The organism is Pseudomonas sp. LBUM1676 (assembly GCF_059695605.1).
The window spans coordinates 1,006,039-1,026,231 of record NZ_CP166777.1; the positions used below are offsets into that span (position 1 = coordinate 1,006,039).

Consider the following 20,193-nt stretch of genomic DNA (forward strand, 5'->3'; position numbering starts at 1 on the left):
GTTTCCGTTTTTTTCTTCACAGGTCGGGTGCTTCATGAATACGACATCTTGCGTGGTAGTGGTCGGGTACAACGGCAATCGGGTTCACGATATCCGCAAGCTGCGCGACCTCTGCAGAAAACGCTACAACGCCCGATTGATCCTGCTGGTCGAGCAGATTCAACCTGATGATGATCAGGTGGCGGATCACGTGTGCTGCACTTCCCTGGCGCCGGAAGACGTGGCGGACTCTCTCGAACTGGTGGCTGGTTGCCTGGGCGCCGACCGCTGGAAGCTGATCGGGGTGCTGCCCTTTTCTGACCGTGGCGTGTTGCTCGGTGCGGCGCTGGCGACCTATTACGGCTTGCCCGGCATCACCCCGGGCGAGGCGCGTGCGGGGCTGGATAAACAGATTTTCCGCAAGCTGGAAGCCACGGCCAGCAGTTCGCCAGATCATTACCGTCCGGTGTTTTCCGCCCGAATCGCAAGCCTGGGCGAGTTGCGCCAGCGGGTCGTCGAGCTCGGCGGCAGAGCCTTCATCAAACCGGCCTGCGAAGGTGCGAGCAGAGGCTGCCGGGTCATCCGTCATCCGTCGGAATGCGATGAGGCGTGGCAGGCGCTCAAGCCCTATCGCGACGGGGGCATCGTACTCGAGGAACTGATTCAGAACGCCCGGGAATACAGCTGGGACTACGTGGCCGGCAGCACCTGGGTCACCGAGAAAACCACTACCGAAGGCGCCTATCGCGCGGAAATCCAGCAAGTGGTGCCAGCACCGTTGACGCCCGAAGTGCAGGCGCGCCTGGCGGCAGCCGGCCAGCACATGGCCGGGCTGGTTTCGCTGGATAACGGCGCTTACCACAACGAGATTTTCCTGCGCAGCGACGGCCTGACCTCGGCGGTGGAAACCAACATGCGCCCTGGTGGCATGCACATCTGGGACCTGGCCCGCCTGGCGTTCGTCGACTTCGATCCCTGGGAGCGCTGGGTCAGATGGGCGGTGGAGGGCAAGACCGATCATAAGGCCCCCGTCGCCCGGGGCTATTGCGGCATTCGTCTGCTGCGGGCGCCGGCCGGCGGGCTGTTGCGCTACGTGCCGGACATCGAGGCCCTGGCCCGGGAGCTCGATATCAAGCTGGTAGAAGCGGTGTACGCCAAGCGCCTCACCGATTCGGTGACGGCACTGGTGAAAGACAACACCTCGTTCATCGGCCACATCGTGTTGTTCAGCGAGGACTACGGGCAGCTCAGTGCTGATTTGCTGCGCCTGGCAGAGGCGATCGAGTCGCGGGTCGAGGTCACTTGCCTGGCAGCGCCGGCGAGAGCGGTGGGCTGAGTCGCGCAGAGCGACGTTTTTGCAGTACTGATCAAGAGGGTGGGTAAATGATTGAGCAAAAGAGCTGTGATGAGCGTTTCATCGACCTGGCCAAGGAGCTGGGTTATGACATCTACGGCGAGAACACCGCCGGCGGGCATTACGCGCCGCTGATTCGACATCACGATGAACTCTATATCAGTGGCCTGGTGCCGCGCATGAACGGTAAAATGCAGTACCCCGGCCGGGTCGGGCTGGAGCTGAGTCTCACGGACGCTCAATCCGCCGCCAGTATCAGCGCGATGCGCGGGCTGGCGCTGATCGTGGACGCCATCGGTTCGCTGGATAAAATCAAATCGCTGATCCGGATCACGGTCTATGTGAAATCCACGGCGGACTTTGTAGACCTGAGCGAAGTGGCCAACGGTGCCTCGGATGTATTCAGTCATGTCCTCGGGGATGCAGGTAAACATACTCGAACGACGGTGGGTGTTTATCAGCTGCCGAAAAATGCCGCGGTGGAAGTTGATATGATCGCCGCGTTGAGGCCTTCGGCGTTATAAGTATTAGTTGTTCGACTTTACAGTGCAGAGTTGTTGGCCTAAGGTTCGGTCATTCAAGTCGACAAACAAGTTGGAACTCGCGGATGAATAACGTTCAAGGTGCGTTTTTTTCATATAAGGACTTTCGCCAGAGTTTGCATCAGCCGCCGCTCAGTGCACGGGTGTGGAAGGGCAGTGAACTGACAGACATGCGTCAGCGCCTTGAGGCCAGCGAAGTCGATATTGTTGCGTTGGCCCACGACCAAAGCATCGATGGTTGCAAGTTGACGCCAGGGATGGCGGTGTCCATGCAATGGTTGAAACCGGGCATGGTGTTGAACGGTCATGTGCATGCCTGGTGGCACCTGTTCATCATTCAGTGCGGCAGCGGCGCCTTGACCCTGGGCGATGCCGATGAGGTGAGCGTCAGCCCCGGCGACGTATTGCTGGTGCCGGCCTGGACCCGGCACGGGTTCGTCAACACCAGCGCTACCGAACCGCTGGCCATGCTGAACATGAGCAACATGCCGCAAATCGCGCTGCTCTCCCATTCGCCTGCCGCCATGGCCTGATCCCACCAGCCATCATTTCCCCTCCGTTGCACACCAGGGAGTCCGCATTCGCCGACTCCCTTTTTCATTTCTGACGCCCCTCCAGCACCCTCCACGTGATCTGCGTTTGCGAAGTTCTGTATCGATAGAAACAGATAATTTCTGTATCTGTTCAGCGTTGGATCAACTAACTAGGATCGCTTCCAAGGCAACGGATTAATGTGCTTAATGCAAGGGAGCGTTCTATGGAAAGTATCAGGTTGAAACTCTATGTTGGCGCGGATTTTGTCAGTGCTTTTGCAATGTCGGCATTTGTCGCGCTAAAAGAAAAACAACTTTCATTTGACTGTGTCACGCTGGATTTAAAAGCGCGAGAAAACTATCAGGCAAACTATCGGGATATATCGCTGGCCTGCAAGATCCCTACGCTGGTGCACAACGGTTTTGCCCTGTCGGAATCTTCGGCCATTGCCGAATACCTTGAGGAGTTGGCGCCGGGGCATCACACACTGTTCCCACGGGACATCAAACAGCGCGCTCGCGCTCGGCAACTCCAGGCCTGGCTGCGCAGCGATCTGCTGGTGATTCGCAAAGAACGCCCAGCGGACCTCATCTACTTCGGCAAAAAAGACCACCCGCTGTCCGACGAGGCCCAAGCCGCCGTCGGCAGATTGTTCTTCGTGGCCGATCGGCTGCTAGAAGAGGGGGCTGATCACCTGTTCGGCGACTGGAGCATTGCCGACACCGACCTGGCAATCATGCTCAACCGACTGCTCGCCAATGGTGATCAGGTGCCCGCGCGACTCGCGGCGTATGTGCGCCGCCAGTGGGATCGCGACAGCGTTCGCGCGTGGATGGATATAGAGCGCGCAGCGCCAGCCATCGCGCTCTGAATTTTCAGGCCACCGCCAGGCAATCACCAGGAGCGCTGCCATGCAGGGACTGTCGGAGCAGGAAAGATACAAACCCTATAACTCACGCACCATCCGCGAAACACCGTACTGGCACAAACTGACACCCGCGCTGCAGGAAGCCATGACTGTAGTCGCCAGGGTCATGCCGTTTCGCACTAACGAATACGTACTGGGCACGCTGATCGACTGGAACAACATCCCCGACGATCCGATTTTTCGCATGACCTTTCCCCACAAGGACATGTTGCTGCCCGACGAGTACGCCTCGCTCAAGCAACTGATCGACCGGGATGACGCCGCCGCCATCAAGCGCCGGATCGAAGCGATCTGGCTACGCATGAACCCCCATCCGGCCGGGCAGCTGACGCACAACGGCGTGACCCTTGATGGAAAAGTCCTGTCGGGCATTCAGCACAAGTACCGCGAGACCGTGCTGTTTTTCCCCGGTGCCGGTCAGACGTGTCACGCCTACTGCACCTTCTGTTTCCGCTGGGCGCAGTTCATCGGTGAAGAAGAGCTCAAGTTCAATGCACGTGAATCCTGCGAGCTGGTGAGCTACCTGCGGGTACACACCGAAGTCACCGACGTACTGATCACCGGCGGCGATCCGATGATCATGAATACCCGCTCTTTGGCCGGCTACATCGAGCCGTTGCTGGACTTGCCCCACCTCAAAAGCATCCGTATCGGCACCAAGTCCGTGGCCTATTGGCCGCAACGCTTTGTCAGCGACAAGGATGCGCCCGAACTGCTCGAGCTGTTCAGGCGGATCGTCGCGGCGGGGAAAAACCTGTCCATCATGGGGCATTACAACCACCCGGTGGAGATCCGCCAGGACATTGCCCGTCAGGCCGTCGAACGCATTCGCTCCACCGGGGCCACCCTGCGCATGCAGGCGCCAGTGATTCGGCACATCAACGAAAACCCCGCCGATTGGGCAGCGTTATGGACCGAGGGTGTGCGGCTCGGCGCGGTGCCGTATTACATGTTCGTCGAGCGCGATACCGGGCCCAGCCATTACTTCGCAATGCCGCTGGCCCGGGCCTTCGAAATTTTCCAAGCGGCCTATCGCACGGTGTCCGGGCTGGCACGCACGGTGCGCGGGCCGTCCATGAGCACCTTCTACGGCAAGGTATTGATCAATGGCATCGAGACCGTGGCCGGGGAAAAGGTCTTCGTCCTGCAGTTCCTCCAGGCGCGGGATCCGCAATGGGTGTTGCGCACCTTCTATGCGCGATTCGATCCCCTGGCGACCTGGTTCGACGAGTTGCGCCCGGCGTTTGGCGAGCGCTCGTTCTTCTTTCAGCCCGAACCCGTGGCAGCGCCGGAATTGATACCGGTACTGCTCGAGACGGCGTAGGACGTTTCATCAGGAGATAGGGATATGAGCGGTATTCCGTTTGATCAGCGAGAAGGTTTTATCTGGCTCGACGGCGAGTTCGTCGAGTGGTCCCAGGCGCGGTTGCATGTGCTGACCCATGGCTTGCATTACGCGAGCACCGTGTATGAAGGGGAGCGTGTCTACAACGGCAGGATTTTCAAGTTGCGCGAACACAGCGAACGCTTGTATCGCTCGGCGCAGTTGATGGATCTGGTCATTCCCTATGGATTGGCCGAACTGGAAGCGGCCAGCCATGAACTGCTGCAACGCAACAGCGTGGTCGACGGTTATCTGCGGCCGGTGGCCTGGCGCGGCAGTGAAATGATTTCCACCTCGGCCCGTTTCAACCGCGTGCATCTGGCGATCGCCTGCTGGCAGTGGCCGAGTTATTTCGACCCGGCCGGGCACATGGCCGGCATTCGCTTGAAGACCGCCGCCTGGCGTCGTCCACCACCGAGCTGCAGCCCGTTTGAAGCCAAGGCATCCGGGCATTATCAGATTGCCACACTGAGCAAGCACGATGCTGAAAACAATGGTTATCACGACGCCTTGATGCTCGATTGGCGCGGCCATGTCGCCGAAGCCACCAGCGCCAACGTGTTCTTCGTCAAAGGCAGAACGTTGCACACTCCTGTGCCGGATTGTTTCCTCAACGGCATCACCCGTCAGACCGTCATCGAACTGGCCAAGGCGCTGGATTACCAGGTGGTCGAGCGAACCATTGTTCCTGCGGAGTTGGGTGATTTCGACGAATGTTTTCTCACCGGCACCGCTGCCGAAATCACCCCGGTGCAGCGCATCGACGAACAACGCTATCGACCGGGCAACGCCTGCCGCGACTTCATTGCCGCTTACACCTCAACCGTAAACGCCTGATAAACAGCCAGGAATATCACCATGACAGATCAAGGGATTGTTGCGTCTGCACCCTACGTTTCACTGGGCCATCGGCATGAAGAGTTATCGGCGCGGGGCTGGACGGTGCTGACACCGGAGGAATTTTCCGATGATGTCGCAGGCACGCTGCATGAGTTCGGCCCGGTCATTCCGCAATTCAATGGGCAGACGGCATTCGCCATCACCCGCAAGCCGGGATACGAAGACCTGCCGTATTCCCAGAGCATGAACGGCATCGGTCCGCACACCGAAGCACCGGTCTACGGTCCGCCGCCGCGTTACCTGGCGCTGCATTGTCATCGGCAGGCCACCTGCGGTGGCGGGCATACCGGGTTGGTGGACGGGTATCAATTCCTGGCATCGCTCGAACGCACCGAGCCCGAGCTGCGTGAGTGGATCGACGACACGCCCGTGGAGTTCGTCGCCACCGCCAAACCCGGCGAAGCCGCGCAACGGCGGGTCAAGGAATACATCCTGACGCCCACCGAGGACGGGGATATTTTCCGCTTCAGCTACAACCAGTTTCACTACGGCGATGTGAATCCTTCCAAGGACGATCTGCTGCATTCGCAGGTCGCCAACAGCGCTTCGCCGCTGGCCAGGTTTGCGCTACTGGGTGAAGCGTATTTCGTGCAGCACAACACGCCGGTGCTGATTCCCGACGGGTGCATGCTGATTTGGGACAACTGGCGAATGATCCACGCGCGCAGTCGATACACTGACCCGGCGCGAAACCTGACCCGCTATTGGCTGGCCTGATTTATCCGTCGCCCATTACTCCATCGGCGTACCCCTGCGCGGGTACGCGTCCTACAGGTATCGCGTCATGCAAACAGCAATCGAGATCGCCAAGGTCGATCATCAACTGGTCGTGCGGCTCAATCAGGCCTGGACCAAAAGAGCCACGGTGTGTGCACCGGACAAGGCCGAAGCCAGCGAAGCGTTCGACCCGTCGCGCCCGGATTATCCGGAGTGCATGGTGCCGTTTTTCCATCACCCGAAATTCCAGTCCCTGAGCGATGAGCTCAAGAGCACCGTGCTGACCTGGGGCTGGATCGGCTACAACCTGCGCACGGTGACCGCCGAGGAACATGTGGTCAACCCGGCGCTGAGCGTCATCGCCAATCAGTACCTGGGCAAGAACGACTGGCATTTTCGCGAGGCGATGCAGCAGACCTTGATCGACGAGCACTACCACACGCTCATGCACCTGCGCGCTATCGAACGGACCAGGGAAGAGCGAGCACTCGACCAGGATCTGGACTTGCCGCCGTCGGTGACTTACCTGCGCCTGATCGCCCTGCGCGAGGAGCTGCCCGAGCAATGGCAGCGCGACCTGGCGGCGATCACTTTTGCGGTGGTGGCCGAGATCAGCGTCAACGCCTATCTGGATCTGCTGGCCGACGATCAGAGCATTCAGCCGCAAAACCGGCGCGTGGCCGAACTGCATAACCGTGACGAGTATGCCCACAGCAAGATTCTCGCCGAAGTGGCCAAGGTCATGTACGCCAACATGCAGCCGGCTCAGCGGACATTTTTCGCACGGACCTTGTCGGTGGCGCTGAGTGCCTTTGTCGCTCAGGACTACTCGATGTGGGAGGCGATTCTGACGCAGCTCGGGGTAGGGGATGCTGCGCTGATCATCGCCGACACCCGGGAGAGCAACAAGAACGCGACGATCATGCGTGACTACAGCGGCCTGCATCGTCTGGCCCGGGATCTGGGGATCAGCGACGAGATCGATTTCGACTTTCGTCCGACCTTGAAAGCCACCGCAGCGGCCTGAATCAGGAGATGAATATGTCGGTTCCTGTGTACGAAGTGTTCGCGATCCGTGTCGGCGCCAATGCCCAGCGCACCGCCCGGGAGAATTTTCTCTACGATGCCTGCTGCGGCGATCCCGATGCATCCATGCCGCTGGATTATTACTTCTGGGTCATTCGCAACGAGCAGCAGGTGATCGTGGTCGACACCTGTTTTCAACCGGCAACGGCGGATCGGCGCAATCGTCAGATGTATCGCCTGCCGGAAGAATCCCTGCGCCAACTGGACATTGATCCGGCCCAGGTCGATAACCTGATTCTCACCCATTTGCACTGGGACCACGCCGGTAACCTGGGGTTGTTTCCGAAAGCCACCGTGCATTTGCAGGAAGCGGAGTTGCGTTTTTGTACCGGGCCGAAAATGGCTCATCGCACGGTGAATAAAACCTACGAGGTCGACGATGTGATGTCGGCGCTGCCACCGCTGTTCGAAGGGCGGATGCGTTTGCATACCGGCACGGTAGAGGTGACGCCTGGCGTGACCCTGCACCCGGTGGGCGGGCATACGCCGGGTAGCCAGGTGGTGCGGGTGAATACTGCGCGGGGGTGGATTGTCCTGGCGTCGGATGCTGCGCATCTGTGGGCCAATATTCGCCAGCGCAGCCCGTTTCCGATTCTGGATGACCTGGCGCAGACGCTGGAAGCGTTCATCGAAATAGACCGTCTGGCCGACAGCGAGGACCACGTCATCCCCGGCCACGATCCGCTGATCGCCGAGCGTTTCCCGCACTGGGACGATGATCCGCACATCATCTGCCTGCACCAGAACCCGGCTTGACGACTCACCCCTGTGGGAGCGGTCGCACACCGATTTTGTATTCACTCACAATTCCCACAGGAATTGCTTAGCTCTGGTTTTTGAGTAATTGGCCGAGCGTTGCCAGCGCCTCTTCGATGCGTGGTGAATAGGGCGCGCCGCAGCCAATGCGCACAAAGTGATCGAAACGCTTGGTATTGGAAAAGATATCCCCAGGCAAAATCTGAATGCCTACCTTCAACGCCTCGTGGAACAACACCATGGACGAAAAGTGGCGAGGCAATTCCACCCAGAGCAGCGTGCCACCTTGCGGTTTGGTCACGCAGGTGCCCGGGGGAAAGTAACGGATGATCGCCGCGCTCATTTGCTGGCGCTGTAGCGTAAGAATTTTCCTCAACCTTCGCAGGTAACGTTCATAGGACGGGGTCTTCATGAATGCACTGACCGCCAGTTGCGACAATGCCTCGCAACCACGGGACTGGGTGTACTTGAGCATTTCCACGCGCTCGTGCCATTTCCCCGCACTGATCCAGCCCAGGCGCATGCCCGGTGCCAGGGTTTTGTTCAGCGACGCGCAATAGATCACGTTGTCGGTAAGGTCCCAGTGTTTGAGCGTGGACAACGGCTGCGCGGTATCCACCAGGTCGCCATAGGTGTCGTCTTCGATCAGCACCGTATTGTGCTCGGCACACAACTGCACCAGCAGTGCCTTGTTGGCGTCGGGCATAATGCTGCCCAAGGGATTTTGCAGGTTGGGAATCACGATCAGCGCCTGAATTTTTTCCGGGCCTTGCAGCAGTTGGTCGAGGGCCAGCAGGTTGATCCCCGCATGCGCGGTCGCCGGGATTTCCCGCACCCGCAGATTCAGGCTTTCGAGAATTTGCAGCAGGCCGTAGAAGGTTGGCGACTCGACAGCCACGGTGTCACCGGGCTGGGTGACCGCGCGCAAGGCCAGGTTGATTGCTTCGGTCGCGCCATTGGTGATCACGATCCGCTCCGCGCAGAGGCTCGCTTTGGCGGTCAGCGCCCGTCGGGCAAGGATATTACGCAATGCGCTGTTGCCGCAGGTCGAACCTGCAGCGCCGAGCAGATGCTGATCCTGGCGCAGCGCCTTGATCATATGGTCCTGCAACGTCTTCAGCGGATAGAGTTGCGGCGCGCAGTAGGCACTGGCGAAATTGACCTTGATCGTCGCACGCTGACTGGCCTTGAGGACCAACGACACCTGTTCGTGTATGCCGGCGTAGATGCTGGTGTCCAGCGGTTGGGGAGGGGAGATGGCGCCTGGTTTGGGCAAGGTGTCAGGCTGGCGAATGTAGTTGCCGGATCGCGGGCGGGCTTCCAGCACGCCACAGTCCTCGAGCTCCCGGCACACCTGCACCGCGGTCGACAGGCTGACGGCGTGTTTTTCCATCATCAGCCGAATGGAGGGGAACCGTTCCCCGGTTTTCAAGGTGCCGCTGCGGATCGCATCGAGGTAGTGGTTGGCTAACTGACGGTACAAGGGGAGCGTGTGCATGATGACCTCAGCAATCGCACCACTGAAGTCTTGGGCTGGAAAGTGAGTTGACGCTCCCCCGCAGGCGGACCCGTGGTGTTCAAGGGTTAAGGGAAGTGTTTTTTCTGGTGTCGATACTGAGAGAGTAATCGTGGTTTTGCAGGAATCGCGGGCAATAAAAAGCCCCGCTCTAGGGCGGGGCTCTTGGGTCAGCGGCGACTGAAGCGCCGCTGGCGGGAGTTGTTACTGGGCGGCGATGCTGTAGCCATCGAACGCGGTTTGCTGCTGAAGCGCGCTGATGATGTTTTTACGGCTGACCGCTTGCTCGGTCCCGGCATTGTCCAGGAACGTTTCGCTTTCCAGTTCCGCTTCATCGCCTTCGCCGACGAAGGTCAGGCCCAGGAACTCCAGGGCCTTGCGGTCAACGTTCAGTCGCGAACGTGGAGTGCGCAACGGCAGCGTGACGCTCTCGCCGTCTTTGCTGATGGTGAACACTTCGGCTTCTTTCTTGGCCCGGGCAGCCTTGCTTTTGCCACTGGTCGGGTTGCTGATGGCCTGGTGAGTCTGGTTCAGCACCTTCAGCGCCAAACCGTAGACGATTTCCTGAAAGGCTGGATCGTCCTTGAAGCTGGACAGAATCCGGCTGATCGGGAATTTGCCGCTCAGGTCTTCCAGGGCCGCGATGTCGGCCGCTTCGGCGTCCTTGAGTTGCTTGAGTTCACCCATCAGTTCGTAGGCTTTGTCGTCATCGAAGCGGTCATGGGCCTGGCGAATCGCGGCGCGCAGCTCGCGGATCTGGTCACTTTCCCGGGTGGACTGGAAAGCATCCAGGACCATCTCGCTGATGGTCTTGGCCTGGGGCACATGCTGTGAAAGATTGATGGATTTTTCGTATTCCGCTTTGGACGACAAGGTGACTACGGATTCAGCGGTGTTGGAATCGGACATTGAAATTTCACTACTTCTTTTAACTTGGGTTGGGGCGAGAAAGCACGGGGCCTTTTCAGGCCGCCTAATCTATTGGACCTACGCTGCGTTGTCACGGGTGAATTTCCTACAGGGGCGCCGTCTTCAGGGTGTGGAATATCTGATAAAACCTGATCGAACGTCCGCAAAACAAACCACACGCAAGGCCCGACGCACAGGCCTTGAGCAACACCATCGCCAGCGTCGCCGCATACGTCGGGTCAACCTCGGCCGCGAAGCCAAAGAAGTAATTATCGGCAAAAAACATGAGATAGAGCACCAGGGTATTAATCGTGCCCGGCAGGATCAACCCGGTTTCCGTTTCATCCAGCTCGACACCCTCGCGGGAAAAAATCACCAGCGCGACGATGCTTCCGAACATCACTGCGGCCATCCAGCAACTGATCGATAGCAGCGGATGAATTGTCAGGCCCAGCGAATACAACGACCAGCCGAGCAAAATCGGCGGGGTGGCCAACAAGAAAGTTTTACTTTCGCGGGTTGGGGAAAGCGCTCTGATGCCAAAGTAGCAGAGCAGCAGAAATATCATGTAGACCCACAGCGGGGTGTTTTGCAGGGTGTTGAGCATTTTGCCGCTTCCTTGTGGAATGGACATAGAAGTTGAAGCGGGTGCAGGCGTTCGAAGAGAAATTCTTACTGCCCTCATCGGGCCGCAGCAGTCACTGGACATTGAACGTGGGTTTTCAGGGGCGTGATACTGTCAAAGTTGACAGTTCGACGAATTATTTTTTGATTGATGAGACCCGCGTGATTTCGCTTTACCGGCGATGCAGGCGCCACGATTCCTCACGCTTGTCCCGGTGTGTTCAGGTTCATTGAGAGCACCGCCATTGCAGACGCGGTTTGTTCATCCACCGCCAGCGAAAAGCGAAAGCTCGCGCCGCGTCCGGGAATATCGATCAGCTGGATCTCGCGACCGTGCAATTGCAGGATCCGATGGACGATGCGCAACCCAAGCCCGCCATCACGTCGCGCCCCGCCGATATTGAACGGTCGCAGGAACAGGCCCTCGCGCAGTTCAGGCGCAATGCCAGGGCCGGTGTCGCTGACAGTGACTTCGACAAAAGACCCTTGAGGACGCAGGCTGAGTTCGATTTCTCCACTTTGCGGGGTATGGCGCAGGGCATTGTCGAACAGGTTGGTGAGCACTCTTTCGATCAACCCCAGGTCGGCGCAGGCGGTCGGAACATTGGGAGCGAAACTGGCTTTCAGCGCGACCTGGCGCGCCTCGGCCGTCAGTTCGAATTTCTGAAAGATGTCCTGCACCAGATCGGTCAGGGAGAAGCGCTCCAGCACCGGTTGCACGAAACCGTGTTCCAGGCGCACCAGTTCCAGCAGCGACTGCGCCAGGCCACCGACCTTGCGGCTTTGATCCAGAGCTATGCCCAGGTAGCGGCGACGCTCGGCGGGGGACAAGGTGGCATCCTTGAGCGACAGGGTTTCCAGGTAACCGTGCAGCGAGGCCAGAGGCGTGCGCAGATCGTGGGAAATGTTCGCCACCAGTTCGCGGCGTTCCTGATCCTGGCGAGTCAGCGAGCGCCATTGTTCACTGAGGCGGGCTTGCATCTGCCGGAAGGTGGCGTCGAGTACGGCTATTTCATCGTGACTGGCGGGTTTTTCTACCGGAGCCAAGGCCGGTGGCGGCACCGGTACGCCGTCGATGTCGAATTGACTGACGTTTTCGGTCAAGCGACGCAACGGCCGGGTGATCAACGCAAAGGCCGTCAGGCCGGCTATAAGACACAGCAAGGCCACCAATGCGATGGATAACAGAGCGGTATCGAGGGCTGCGCTGGTGGCGCCGCGTTCGGCGAGGCGGTCGCGCTCTTCGCCGAGCAACACCACGTACAGATAGCCTGCCGGTTTGCCATTGACCTGCAGCGGCGCCGCGCTGAACACCTTGCGGCCGTCGGCGCTGCGCGGGTCGTCACCGAGAATCGGCAGGGCATCACCCTTGAGCAGACGCTGGATCGGCTCCAGGTCCACCCGCTGTCGACGTATCCGCCCTTCGGGTGCCGCGCTGCCGGCAATCCTGCCTTCGGTGTCCAGCAGATAGACCTCGACGCTGGGGTTGACTTGCATCAGCTTGCTGAACAAATCGCGCACGGCATCAGGCATCAGGCCATTGGCATCCATCAGTACCGTGTCGTGGGCGATATGCTGGGCCAGATTACGCGACAGTCCTTGCACCACCTCCAGTTCATGCATCTGGCTGGAGCGCACCTGCATCCACGCCGAGGTAGCGCAGCACACCAGCAACAGCACGGCGAAGACCAGGGACAGGCGTTGCGTCAGGGTCAGCCTCATGAGCGCTATTGCTCCTTCGCCGCGAACTTGTAGCCACGACCCCACACCGTGAGGATTCGCACCGGTTGGGCCGGATCGGCCTCGATTTTCGCGCGCAGGCGGTTGATGTGGGTGTTGACCGTGTGCTCGTAGCCTTCGTGGCTGTAACCCCACACGGCATTGAGCAAGTCCATGCGCGAGAACACTTTGCCGGGCTGGCGGGCGAAGAAATACAACAGGTCGAACTCCCGGGGTGTGAGGTCGAGGCGGCGGCCATCGAGGGATACCTCGCGGGTGATCGGATCGATCCCCAGGCCGTCCATGATCAGGCTGCCAGCGTCCATTTTCAGGTTGCGGGCCATGGCGTCGACCCGTCGCAGCAGCGCTTTGACCCGTGCGACCAGCTCGAGTATGGAGAAGGGTTTGGCCAGGTAGTCGTCGGCACCGAGTTCGAGCCCGAGAATGCGATGGACTTCACTGGAGCGCGCGCTGGTGATGATGATCGGCGTGTAACGGGCCATGGCGCGGGCCCGGCGGCAGATTTCCAGGCCGTCGACACCGGGCAGCATCAGGTCGAGGATCAGTGCATCCCAGCTTCCTTGCTGCAGCAGGCGCATGCCTTCGTCGCCGTCGGCGCAGTGCACCACCTCGAATTGCTCATCGCGTAGATGCAGGCAGATAAGGTCGGCGATATGCAGGTCGTCCTCGACCACGAGGACGCGTTTGGTCTGTTCCATCCAGCTCAATCCTTTGGCGCAATGTGCGCATTGTGCGGGTTTTCCTCGGTTGGAGTTATCACGAATTGTTTAACTCTCCGTGAGGGTTTGGCGATCAATCCAAGCCTACGCTGTGTTCCCTGTCAGGCACCTGGATTTATCGGAGAAGACCATGTTTTCACGACGGCAGTTTCTTGGAGCGTGCGGCGGGCTGGGAGCTGCAGCCCTGGTGGTCGGTGTATTGCCAAAATTTGCCGCAAGCCCTGCCCTGGTCAGTGTTGCCAGCGCGGCGGAAGTTTTCGAGGTGACCCACAGCGACAGCGAATGGCGCGCCATGCTCAGCGCCGAACAGTATGAAATCCTGCGCGAAGAAGGCACCGAACGGGCCTACAGCAGCCCGCTGAACAACGAGCACCGTGACGGCATATTTGCCTGTGCCGGCTGCGATCTGCCGCTGTTTTCCTCCACGACCAAGTTCGACAGCCGCACCGGCTGGCCGAGCTTCTGGGCGCCGTTGGACAAGGCCGTGGCCACCCGTCAGGACCGGTCCTTGGGCGTAGTGCGCGAAGAGGTTCACTGCCGGCGCTGCGGCGGTCATCTGGGACATGTCTTCGATGACGGGCCCAAGCCCACCGGGCTGCGTTACTGCATGAACGGACTGGCGCTGACCTTCAAGCCACAAGTGGCTTGATCCTTCTCAACAGCCTGGCGCATGCGCAGAACTTTCATTCACCCAGGAGTCAGCCTCATGAAAACCCTGTTCACCTGGCGTCGCGCCCTGTTGGGACTGGTCGCCGCTGGCGTCATCGGTCAATGCGCGGCGTTTTCCTTCGGCGGCGCCGAAGAAGCGGTCATCATTCCTCCTCCGACCCTCGATGAAACGACCCGGGCCCCCAGCGAAACCGCGGTCCTTGCCGGCGGTTGCTTCTGGGGCGTCCAGGGCGTGTTCCAGCATGTCAAAGGCGTGAAGAAGGCCGTCTCCGGTTACGCCGGAGGCGCAGCCGACACAGCTCGATATGAGCGGGTCAGCGAGGGGGATACCGGCCACGCGGAGTCCGTCGAAGTGACCTTCGATCCGACTCAGGTCAGTTATGGCACCTTGCTGCAAATCTACTTCTCGGTGGCCCACAACCCGACCGAACTCAATCGTCAGGGGCCGGACACCGGTACCCAGTACCGGTCGGCGATTTTCCCGCTGAGCAGCGAACAGCAGCGCGTGGCGCAGGCCTACATCGCCCAGCTTGACGCCGCCCATTCGTTTAACAAGCCCATTGTAACGAAGCTCGAAAGCTACAACGGTTTCTACCCGGCGGAGGAGGAGCATCAGGACTTTCTGACCGAACATCCGACCTATCCCTACATCGTGATCAACGACCTGCCGAAGGTGGCACAGTTGAAGCTTCTGTATCCGGATCGGTATCAGGAAAAGCCAGTGCTGGTGAAGGCGGGGATGTGAGCAGGCAGGACATGGCCTCATGGTTCAAGGCCTGGTGAGCCGGCTAGTGCTTGCCCCATCTCTGCAAGGCGAAGTCGACGAAACTTCGCAATTTCGGCAGCCGGTAGCGATCCTGCGCGTACATGAGATGCATCGGCCGGCTCGGCAGCTGGTAACCCGGCATCAATGCCACCAGTTTTCCATCTTTCAGGTCCTGTTCCACCAACGCATCGGGCAGCATCACGATGCCCATGCCGGTTCGCGCTGCTTGATGCAGCCCTGCCGAGCTGTTGATCAGCATCGGTCCATTGACCGCCACCGCGATTTCGCCTTCGGGGCCGGTCAGGCGCCATTGTTTTTCCACCGAGTGCCAGTCATCGCCAGCCGGGTAGGCAAAGGACAGGCAGTCATGGTGTTGCAGATCATCCGGTATGTGCGGCACGCCGCGGCGCGCCAGGTATTGCGGCGATGCGCACATGGTCAGGGTATAGGCAAGCAGTGGGCGAGCGATCAGGTTGGACTGTTCGGTAAAGCCCAGGCGAAAGGCCACGTCGAAACCGTTCTCGAGTAAATCCGGGCGCCGGTTGGTGAGCACCACGTCCAGTTTGACCCGCGGACACAGCAGGGCGAATTCGCTGAGGGCCGGCGCCAGCTTTTCGGTGCCAAACGTCAGGGGCGCGGTGATGCGCAGGGTGCCGCTTGGCTCGTCCAGCGCCTGTTCGGCCAAGCGCTCGGAGTCAGCGACCAGCCCCAGGACTTCGAGGCAGCGCTGATAGTACGCCGTGCCGAATTCCGTCAGACGCTGGCGCCGCGTCGTACGGTTGAGCAGGCGTACACCCAGGCGTTGCTCCAGGGCCCGCAGATGATTGCCGACCATGGTCGTGGACATTTCGCACTCTGCAGCGGCACCGGTCATGCTGCCGGCCTCCACCACTTTCACGTAGACGGTCATTGCCTGGAACAGATCCATTATCAAGCCCAGCTTTTAAATGATTGAAGTGTGGCAGCGTTTATCCAGCTCAGGTGGCTAACCATACTGCAAAAACACCGACTACTGATGGAGCCTGATGTCATGACCGCCGCCTGCCTGATGAGCACTTACCAACCCCTGGCCTTGAGTTTCAGCAAAGGCCTGGGTACACGCCTGTGGGATCAGGCTGGTCGTGAATACCTGGACGCGGTGGCAGGCGTGGCGGTGACCAACGTCGGTCACTCCCACCCGAAAATCGTTTCCGCCATCAGCGAGCAGGCGGGCCTGCTGTTGCACACGTCCAACCTTTACACCATTGACTGGCAACAGCGACTGGCGCAGCAGCTGACGCAGTTGGCGGGCATGGATCGGGCCTTCTTCAACAACTCCGGTGCCGAAGCCAACGAAACCGCGCTGAAACTGGCGCGCTTATATGGCTGGCACAAAGGCATTGAGCAGCCGCTGGTGGTGGTGATGGAGAACGCTTTCCACGGCCGCACCCTCGGCACCTTGTCCGCCAGCGATGGCCCGGCCGTGCGTCTTGGTTTCAATGAGCTACCGGGGGATTTCGTCAAGGTGCCGTTTGGCGATCTCAAGGCCCTGGACCAGGTGCAGCATGCTCACGGCCCGCGCATCGTCGCGATCCTGATGGAACCGATCCAGGGCGAAAGCGGTGTGCAACTGGCACCACACGGCTACCTAAAAGCCCTGCGCGAGCTGTGCAACCGGCGCGCCTGGCTGTTGATGCTCGACGAGATCCAGACCGGCATCGGCCGCACCGGGCAATGGTTTGCGTTCCAGCACGAAGGCATCGTCCCGGACGTCATGACCCTGGCCAAAGGCCTTGGTAATGGCATCCCCATCGGTGCCTGCCTGGCCCGGGGCAAAGCCGCTGAGCTGTTTACCCCCGGCAGTCATGGCAGCACGTTCGGCGGCAATCCACTTGCGTGTCGCGTGGGTTGCACGGTACTGGAGATCATCGAAGAACAGGGCCTGCTGGAAAACGCCAGGCTGCAGGGCGAACGCTTGCTGAGCAGATTACGCACCGAACTGGCGGACGATCCAAACGTCCTGGCCATCCGTGGCCAGGGCCTGATGATCGGCATTGAGCTCAAGCAGCCGATTCGCGACCTGACGCTGATCGCCGCCCGGGATCACGGCTTGCTGATCAATGTGACACGAGGCAAGACCATCCGCCTGCTGCCGCCGTTGACGATCGATGAGCGGGAGGTGGAGATGATTGTCAGAGGGGTTTGTCGGGCGCTTGGCGCTTCTTGATATATCCCGGAACACATCCAACCCCGTAGGATTAGCCCTCGGCAACAACTACGGGGTCGATGTCTCCTTCAGTGAAATCAGCTTTATTGCCCGTAAGTTTGCGATCGACTTCTGCAATCGCTTCGCATTGGCTACCGAGCTCAAAAGGTAGGCGGTTTCATCAATTGCTTTGGCGTCCGTGAAAACATACCTACCCTTGTAAGTAGAAAATTGCGGGTGAGATCATTAGGTTTTTCGAATCGTACCTGCGAATGTCGCCACCTCTGTTTGGTCCGTCAGCCGTTGTTTCGAACCGGTAAACCCATCGAACAATCGCTGATGCGCGGCAAACCCACTGGAGTCGTCACGCGTCCGATAGCTGCGTGCCCAGTCCAGCAAGGCAATCAACAACTCGTCATGGTCATCGCGCCTGGCCTCTCGCTGGCGAATATTGGCGACGCACTCTTCATCTTCAGCACACAGCCAGATCAGCGCTGTAGCACGGTGGATCAGTTCGCTGGCCATCCAGCCATAAACCCCCTCGATCACCCAGCGCTCTTCACTGGCCGCAATCCGCGCCATCGCCAAGGCATCGCCTCGGGGACGGGCGATGCAGTGTTCGTCGGATAGCCAGTGAATCGAATCCAGATCAACCCACGGCACCTGCAGTACTACGGCCAATCGCTCGGCCAGCCAGCTCTTGCCGGAACCGGAGTTTCCAATGATCAGCGTTCGAGTAAGGTTCATAAGCGACACCGATCAATATGTGTGGGAGCGAGCCGGCTCCGGGCGGCGTTCCGACGAAGCAGGCGACTCGATCTCCCCCATCAGTCATCTTCCACAGGCGGCACCATCCTGGTCTTCGGCGACCCATCCGCATTCAACTGATAAATCTCTTGCGGCTGTCCTTTCTCATTAAAGAACACCTGCCCGATCCCAGCCGAGTTCCACAGCCGCTCCCCCGCTTCAGCATGCTCCGGAACATGCGGAATAATGCGCATGCGCCGGCGCTTGGTCAGCCAGTTCAGTGGCGAGCGTGGTGAATAGAGCCAGCGGTTGAGCCGGTCGAACCACTCCAGCAGACTCGGCGGAAATTCGTTTTTTATGCCGCTGCTGGTGACCTGCCAGATCCTCGGCCCCGCCTTGCGATGTCGGATAAGCACTTCATAGACGAAGGAATAATGCACATCGCCCGACAGCACCACGTAGTTACCGGGTGTGCGCGAGTGTCGGAAAATGTTCAGGATTACCTGGGCCGCGCCGCGATGGGCCATCCAGTTTTCCGCGTCCACTAGCAATGGGTAACCCAGCCAGCTGAACACACGCTGTACGGTTTCGATCAGTTTGACGCCGAAGATCGGCGCCGGTGAAACGATGATTGCCGAGGGATGATCCAGCAATTCCTGTTGCAGCTCACTGAGGGCTTCCCAATCCAGCAATCCCGAAGGTTGCTTGAGTGTCATCTCGCTGCGCCAGCGCCGGGTGCGGGTGTCGAGCACCACCATTGCCGGGCTGGTGGGCAGCACGAAATGCCAGTTTTGAAACCTCAGCAGCTCATCGATCAACTCGTCCTGGACATCACTGTCGAGGTAACGGTCCTGCCCCGTGGCACTCAACAAACGGGTTTTCTCCAGCACATCGCTGAACGCATCCGGATTGTTGCCCCAGCCCTGGCACAGCATGTAGGCGATCAGCGCATTGCCGATGATGCGCTTGGAGAATGGATGGCCATAGGCCGTTTCCTCCCATTGCGCGGAAAGGTTCCAGTCATCGGTAATGTCGTGATCGTCGAAGATCATCAGGCACGGCACATGCGCGAGCGCTCGGGCGACATTGCCAAGGCCCGCCTTGAAGCCATCGATCCGTGTCTGCTCCAGCGCATAGCGCTCGCGTCGTTCGGGAATCAGTTTCGGCGGTTTCGGGGCGATCAACGTCCAGGGCGTCGGCGACCATACCAGCAGGTACATGGCCATGACCTCGGCGAAGGTCACCAAATGGTTGTCGGCGCTGCTACTGGTGAAAATCGGCTTGCGCGCCCCACCGAAAAATCGGTCACGCAGGGTTTCGTTGCTCTGCAGCGCCGGTAACAAATCCGCACGATGGTAGTAACTGGCCGGGTGGTTGTAGAGCTTGGCGCTGTCGCTCACCACCGCACCTTCGAGGAATTCCTCAAACAGTCCCAGCCGCTCGATCAAGGCATGAATAGCCCGCAGCGTTGGGCCCGCGACATCGTCGGCATACACCTGATCGCCGCTCATCATCAACAGCGCCGGACGTTTTTCCGCATCCGGCTCGGACGCAAGCAAACGATCGACACAAAGCAGACCATCCGGCGCCGGGAAGTGCGGCTTGCGGCAGGAACCGTGCAACAGTTGGTCGATCCGTGAACGCAGGACGAAATTCGGGCAACCGGCCTCGCCGTACAGCAAATGCGGAGCCCAGTCGGCGATGCCCGACTCGGCGCCATCGTCTTCGCCGATCAACAGGTCGTACTCGATCAGCGTGTCGCAGGGCAGGGGGCTGTCCAGTGGCACATCGATCAGATGCACGAACGCGTGAATGCCGACCGGGATGACCGTGCACTGCGTGTCGTCCAGGCGGATATCGCCGGCATTGTGCAGCCGCAACGTCAACGACAATGCCCGCGACCCCACCAGCCACAGCACCAATCGCGTGGGCTCCAGGCGCCGCAACAGCGGGCCGACGAGGACAGGAGGCAGGGGTTGATGAGCGTCGGGCGAGGGTGAAGACATGGGCATCCGGGTTCAAGACTCAAGGTGCAGGGACGCGGGATGATAACGCAGCTGGTGTCAATGAATCGTTGCCGACTTATTTCGGGTTGCTGCCCCTTGGCCTGCCTTCACAGACCAAGGGACAATCCCAAT

At 59.7% G+C, this 20,193-nt stretch carries 20 protein-coding genes; 12 read left to right on the forward strand and 8 right to left on the reverse strand.

Annotation, left to right across the window (positions count from 1 at the left end):
- The first annotated feature begins 34 nt into the window (after positions 1 to 34).
- From ACA041_RS04560 to ACA041_RS04600, 9 genes are all read left to right on the forward strand, one after another.
- Positions 35 to 1,315, forward strand: a complete 1,281-nt coding sequence (locus ACA041_RS04560) for an ATP-grasp domain-containing protein (RefSeq protein ID WP_497440066.1) — start codon at positions 35 to 37, stop codon at positions 1,313 to 1,315.
- Positions 1,316 to 1,362: 47 nt separating this feature from the next.
- Positions 1,363 to 1,857, forward strand: a complete 495-nt coding sequence (locus ACA041_RS04565; RefSeq protein ID WP_497440067.1) for a RidA family protein — start codon at positions 1,363 to 1,365, stop codon at positions 1,855 to 1,857.
- Between the two features lie 83 nt (positions 1,858 to 1,940).
- Positions 1,941 to 2,408, forward strand: coding sequence for a cupin domain-containing protein (locus ACA041_RS04570; protein WP_497440068.1), 468 nt, complete (start codon positions 1,941 to 1,943; stop codon positions 2,406 to 2,408).
- 224 nt (positions 2,409 to 2,632) lie between these two features.
- Positions 2,633 to 3,280: a glutathione transferase gene (yfcF, locus tag ACA041_RS04575; RefSeq protein WP_497440069.1), complete on the forward strand. Its 648-nt coding sequence runs from the start codon at positions 2,633 to 2,635 to the stop codon at positions 3,278 to 3,280.
- A 40-nt stretch (positions 3,281 to 3,320) separates the two neighbouring features.
- The gene (locus ACA041_RS04580; protein ID WP_497440070.1) at positions 3,321 to 4,661 is read left to right on the forward strand and encodes a KamA family radical SAM protein; all 1,341 of its coding nucleotides are present in this window, start codon (positions 3,321 to 3,323) and stop codon (positions 4,659 to 4,661) included.
- Positions 4,662 to 4,685: 24 nt separating this feature from the next.
- Positions 4,686 to 5,558: a branched-chain amino acid aminotransferase gene (locus tag ACA041_RS04585; RefSeq protein WP_497440071.1), complete on the forward strand. Its 873-nt coding sequence runs from the start codon at positions 4,686 to 4,688 to the stop codon at positions 5,556 to 5,558.
- Positions 5,559 to 5,579: 21 nt separating this feature from the next.
- On the forward strand, positions 5,580 to 6,338 hold the full coding sequence (locus tag ACA041_RS04590) for a TauD/TfdA family dioxygenase (RefSeq protein WP_497440072.1): 759 nt from the start codon (positions 5,580 to 5,582) through the stop codon (positions 6,336 to 6,338).
- 67 nt (positions 6,339 to 6,405) lie between these two features.
- On the forward strand, positions 6,406 to 7,365 hold the full coding sequence (locus tag ACA041_RS04595) for a diiron oxygenase (RefSeq protein WP_497440073.1): 960 nt from the start codon (positions 6,406 to 6,408) through the stop codon (positions 7,363 to 7,365).
- A gap of 14 nt (positions 7,366 to 7,379) precedes the next feature.
- The gene (locus ACA041_RS04600; RefSeq protein WP_497440074.1) at positions 7,380 to 8,180 is read left to right on the forward strand and encodes an N-acyl homoserine lactonase family protein; all 801 of its coding nucleotides are present in this window, start codon (positions 7,380 to 7,382) and stop codon (positions 8,178 to 8,180) included.
- A 67-nt stretch (positions 8,181 to 8,247) separates the two neighbouring features.
- Here ACA041_RS04600 and ACA041_RS04605 read toward each other — a convergent pair whose 3' ends face one another.
- The 5 genes from ACA041_RS04605 to ACA041_RS04625 all read right to left on the reverse strand — a co-directional run bounded on the left by ACA041_RS04605 (position 8,248) and on the right by ACA041_RS04625 (position 13,667).
- Positions 8,248 to 9,678: an aminotransferase-like domain-containing protein gene (locus ACA041_RS04605; RefSeq protein ID WP_497440075.1), complete on the reverse strand. Its 1,431-nt coding sequence runs from the start codon at positions 9,676 to 9,678 to the stop codon at positions 8,248 to 8,250.
- A gap of 222 nt (positions 9,679 to 9,900) precedes the next feature.
- Positions 9,901 to 10,605 carry a hypothetical protein gene (locus ACA041_RS04610; protein WP_497440076.1) on the reverse strand — a complete coding sequence of 235 codons (705 nt, stop codon included), beginning with the start codon at positions 10,603 to 10,605 and terminating at the stop codon, positions 9,901 to 9,903.
- 106 nt (positions 10,606 to 10,711) lie between these two features.
- On the reverse strand, positions 10,712 to 11,212 hold the full coding sequence (locus ACA041_RS04615; RefSeq protein ID WP_497440077.1) for a hypothetical protein: 501 nt from the start codon (positions 11,210 to 11,212) through the stop codon (positions 10,712 to 10,714).
- A 218-nt stretch (positions 11,213 to 11,430) separates the two neighbouring features.
- Positions 11,431 to 12,951 carry a sensor histidine kinase gene (locus tag ACA041_RS04620; RefSeq protein ID WP_497440078.1) on the reverse strand — a complete coding sequence of 507 codons (1,521 nt, stop codon included), beginning with the start codon at positions 12,949 to 12,951 and terminating at the stop codon, positions 11,431 to 11,433.
- A gap of 5 nt (positions 12,952 to 12,956) precedes the next feature.
- A complete protein-coding gene (locus ACA041_RS04625) occupies positions 12,957 to 13,667 on the reverse strand; it encodes a response regulator transcription factor (protein ID WP_497440079.1) in 711 nt (236 codons plus the stop codon).
- Between the two features lie 151 nt (positions 13,668 to 13,818).
- On the opposite strand from ACA041_RS04625, the gene msrB reads away from it, so the two are divergent.
- The gene (gene msrB, locus ACA041_RS04630; protein ID WP_497440080.1) at positions 13,819 to 14,337 is read left to right on the forward strand and encodes a peptide-methionine (R)-S-oxide reductase MsrB; all 519 of its coding nucleotides are present in this window, start codon (positions 13,819 to 13,821) and stop codon (positions 14,335 to 14,337) included.
- Positions 14,338 to 14,394: 57 nt separating this feature from the next.
- A complete protein-coding gene (gene msrA, locus ACA041_RS04635) occupies positions 14,395 to 15,102 on the forward strand; it encodes a peptide-methionine (S)-S-oxide reductase MsrA (RefSeq protein ID WP_497440081.1) in 708 nt (235 codons plus the stop codon).
- 43 nt (positions 15,103 to 15,145) lie between these two features.
- Here the strand turns inward: msrA and ACA041_RS04640 are convergent, their stop codons facing one another.
- Positions 15,146 to 16,051, reverse strand: a complete 906-nt coding sequence (locus tag ACA041_RS04640; RefSeq protein WP_497440082.1) for a LysR family transcriptional regulator — start codon at positions 16,049 to 16,051, stop codon at positions 15,146 to 15,148.
- Positions 16,052 to 16,153: 102 nt separating this feature from the next.
- Here ACA041_RS04640 and ACA041_RS04645 point away from each other — a divergent pair, with 102 nt between their 5' ends.
- Positions 16,154 to 17,329: an aspartate aminotransferase family protein gene (locus ACA041_RS04645; RefSeq protein WP_497440083.1), complete on the forward strand. Its 1,176-nt coding sequence runs from the start codon at positions 16,154 to 16,156 to the stop codon at positions 17,327 to 17,329.
- Positions 17,330 to 17,554: 225 nt separating this feature from the next.
- Here the strand turns inward: ACA041_RS04645 and ACA041_RS04650 are convergent, their stop codons facing one another.
- Together ACA041_RS04650 and ACA041_RS04655 are read right to left on the reverse strand one after the other, a co-directional pair.
- Entirely contained in the window at positions 17,555 to 18,055 is a 501-nt protein-coding gene (locus ACA041_RS04650; RefSeq protein WP_497440084.1) for a P-loop NTPase family protein, read from the reverse strand.
- A gap of 80 nt (positions 18,056 to 18,135) precedes the next feature.
- Positions 18,136 to 20,067, reverse strand: a complete 1,932-nt coding sequence (locus ACA041_RS04655; RefSeq protein WP_497440085.1) for an alkaline phosphatase D family protein — start codon at positions 20,065 to 20,067, stop codon at positions 18,136 to 18,138.
- Positions 20,068 to 20,193: the final 126 nt, after the last annotated feature.